3 protein-coding genes are annotated in these 2,803 nt (G+C 32.7%); all 3 read left to right on the forward strand.

Translation table 11 applies throughout. The features are described 5' to 3' along the window. On the forward strand, window positions 1–526 hold a 526-nt coding region (gene nadD, locus WBN21_RS00335), incomplete at its 5' end, for a nicotinate (nicotinamide) nucleotide adenylyltransferase (protein ID WP_424197330.1). 602 nt (window positions 527–1,128) lie between these two features. After that, window positions 1,129–1,269 (forward strand): hypothetical protein, encoded by a 141-nt coding sequence (locus WBN21_RS00340; RefSeq protein WP_424197332.1) that lies wholly within the window; start codon window positions 1,129–1,131, stop codon window positions 1,267–1,269. A gap of 286 nt (window positions 1,270–1,555) precedes the next feature. After that, a partial coding sequence (locus tag WBN21_RS00345; RefSeq protein ID WP_424197331.1) for a thrombospondin type 3 repeat-containing protein occupies window positions 1,556–2,803 on the forward strand: 1,248 nt, incomplete at its 3' end.

Consider the following 2,803-nt stretch of genomic DNA (forward strand, 5'->3'; position numbering starts at 1 on the left):
GGTTATTGCTAACCACATGGCAGAATATAGCGATTTAGATCAAATTTGGTTTGTAGTTACACCCCATAACCCTTTTAAAAAGAAAAGTAGCTTGCTTGATAATCACCAACGTTTAGAAATGGTATATCAGGCCACAAAAGATTATACCAAGCTAAAGGCAAGCGATATTGAGTTTCATTTACCACAACCCAATTACACCATAAATACACTAGTCCATTTACAAGAAAAATATCCTGATTACGAGTTTGCCTTAATTATGGGAGAAGACAACTTAAAAAGTTTTCATAAATGGAAAAACTATCAAGTAATACTTGAAAACCATCATATATATGTATATCCTAGAATTTCAGAAAGCAAAGTAGAAACTCAATTTGATGCTCACAAAAAAATCCATCATATTGATGCACCAATTATGGAGCTCTCGTCAACATTTATTAGAAAAGCTATAAAAGCTGGTAAAAATGTAAGGCCAATGCTTCCAGAATTTGTTTGGGGGTACTTGGATGAGATGAATTTTTATCAGTAAAATCCACCAATAGTTTTTTTTCGTGCTTCAAAAAGGGATTATATAACTATAATAGTCCAAAAAAATAAGGATGTTTGCAACCAGTAAACGCAACCCACTAATAAACCTCCTAAGCTTGGATTTGTGAACTGAATTACTAAGATACTATCTCATTATTTATCGAACCACATTCTTTATTATTCACACATCAAAAATCTCTGTAAACCTTTGAAAAACATGATAGTACAGGATAATGCATGATTGTACAGGATGGATTTTTCAATAATATCTTTTCATGTAGATTAATCTGTAATTTAACGGAATTTTTTTTCGTTAATCATTAAATTAGAAATATTTAGACATTCATAAATTTTTTTATACTCCCTATTATCTATTCATAATATGATTATTTATTCTAACCATTAATCAATAGTAATAGCACTTTAACTTCTTTGTTTCGAAACAATTAAACTAAATTAGAAACGAATGAAAAGAATTACTTCAAAAATCACAGGTTTCTTAATACAAACATTATTTGCGCTCCAAATACAAGCGCAAATTGTTGAAGGAACAACTTACAACTAACAAATTATCTTGCTTTATTTAATTTAGAAAATAATTATATAGTTAAACTAATTTTAGGAAGCACTTTTGAGTTTTTAGATTTGGTTGCATATACGCTTGGTATCATGACCGTAGTGCTTTTTGAATATAAATATCTAAAGACAAATAATAAAAAATATGTTTTTTCTCTCAAAAAATAATATCAAGGTAATTTCATCGATATTTTTACCATTTTCATTTTTGAAGAGGTAAAATTGAACTAGTTATTGGTAAAATCTAACCTTATTCAAGTAACAATTAAATTAATTTTACGATCTAGAAAAAGCTACCAGCCTCTTATATAAGGACTAAACTCTCAAATACAAAATTTTTATTGATAGAGACATTAACTTAAATGTTAATTGTTTTTTTTACACCCCTCTCTACCCATAATGAATCATTTATGTTATTAAAACTAGTATCTAACTAAACTAATAACTAAAAAAAATGAAAGCACAATTACTCAAAAAAACTTTATTGGCGTTTATATTTTTGGCCACCTCTTTTGGATTTGCTCAAGAACCCGTAATAACAATTCTAAGTTATTCTTATGATGGCAATATGACCAAAGGACAACCAACTACTATAACTGTAGAGTATCAAAGTACTGGAGCATTAGGTACATCTGTTGATGGAACAGGTAATATGTATGCTTACCCAGAACCATCTGATACAGGAGGGACTAATAATCAAGCGGCTTTCGGCGCGCCAATCACATATGATGGTACGGCAGGAGCAACAGGAACAACAACTATTAATCTTACTCCAAGAGAACGAGATTGGATAGTAAGTTCTACTGCTTTGGCTGCTTTAACGCCTCCAAGTCGTTATGAAATTAGGTTGTTTAATACGAACCCTAAAGATAATATGGATTGGGCTCCTAAAGACTCACATTTTCCTGATTCTCCGACCGCTGATGTTTTTAACAATAATGCTGATGGCTTTGTGGGCTTAAGAATTGATGATATTGTATTTGGTACGGTAGTGGCAGATGCAGATGGTGATGGAGTTCCTGATGCTGATGATGTTTGCCCAGGATTTGATGATAATATTGATACTGATAGTGACGGAACACCAGATGGTTGTGATGACGACGATGATGATGATACTATATTAGATATTAATGATAACTGCCCACTAACTGCAAATACAGATCAAGCGGATGGTGATAATAATGGAATAGGTGATGTTTGTGATATACCTGTTATTACATTAGTTAATATTGTGCAAACCGGAACGATTACTCCAGGAGGAACTGCAACTTTCACACTTACCTATAAAACAAATGGTTCTGGACCTGATATTACAGGTAATACTGAGAGATTGTATTTACCTGGACCTGGACCTGTATCACCAGGATTTACAGAGATAATTTACACGCAAACCAATGGTGCTGAAGTTGATGCCGTTTTAACTTTTACATGGCCAGAAACAGGTTTCAATTCAGACACCTATGAATATCGTTTTTTTAATCCAGCTCCAAAAACAGATTATAATTGGGCACCAATTGAAAACCATTATATTGGTGGAAACACAAGTTTCGCAGGAGGCACATTTGACTTCGAAGAAGGCTACCTAAGTTTATCTTTTGAGGTAACGGTTGATACAGGCGTTGTAGATGCAGATGGTGATGGTGTAAACTCTGATACCGATTGTGATGATAATGATGCAGCTAGATTCCCAGGAAACACAGAA

This window comes from Algibacter sp. (assembly GCF_049667265.1).
Classification (GTDB): domain Bacteria; phylum Bacteroidota; class Bacteroidia; order Flavobacteriales; family Flavobacteriaceae; genus Algibacter_B.